This is a genomic window from Mesorhizobium sp. M1A.F.Ca.IN.020.06.1.1 (assembly GCF_004023265.1).
In the GTDB taxonomy this organism is placed as follows: Bacteria; Pseudomonadota; Alphaproteobacteria; order Rhizobiales; family Rhizobiaceae; genus Mesorhizobium.
In genome coordinates this window covers 1-470 of the sequence record NZ_RZSR01001785.1, presented here as the reverse complement: position 1 = coordinate 470, position 470 = coordinate 1, and the positions used below count along the sequence as shown (strand labels likewise).

Annotated in this window: 1 protein-coding gene and 1 pseudogene; both read right to left on the bottom strand. The window is 69.1% G+C overall.

The features are described 5' to 3' along the window. Positions 1–323: NTP transferase domain-containing protein (locus EOA60_RS36890; protein ID WP_164899964.1), on the bottom strand; the 323-nt coding region annotated here is incomplete at its 3' end. A 5-nt stretch (positions 324–328) separates the two neighbouring features. Next, positions 329–470 (bottom strand): annotated as a pseudogene (locus EOA60_RS39560) (EamA/RhaT family transporter); the annotation flags it as partial.

The following is a 470-nucleotide window of genomic DNA, read 5'->3' as shown; positions in this document are numbered from 1 at the left end:
GGGAAGAACGGCGTGTCGCCGGCCGCACTGACCAGCGACCGGTAGCCCGTGTCCGCTGCCGCCCATTCAAGGCCGGTGAGGATGCCGGCGAGCGGGCCGGCATGGCCCTCTATCGTATCGGCAAGCACCGGAAGGTTGGTGCCAGCAAACCGTGCCGGATCGCCGTTGGCGTTGAGCGCCAGCGTGGCGACCTGCAGTGTGAGACGCGCGGCGACATGCTCGATCAGCCTGACCTTGCCCAGCGAAAGCAGCGTCTTGTCGCCGCCGCCCATCCGGCGCGACTGGCCTCCCGCCAGGATGATGCCTGCAACGCTTCGGTCCATCGGGACTATATGCCGTCCGGCGCCATGTCGGGTCCAGCGCTTTCGGCGGCAGGCTGGCGCCTGCCGACGACACGCTCGCGGTAGAGCGCGTAGAGGCCGGAGGCGATGATGATCGCGGCGCCGACGATCATCGGCAGGTCGGGGGGA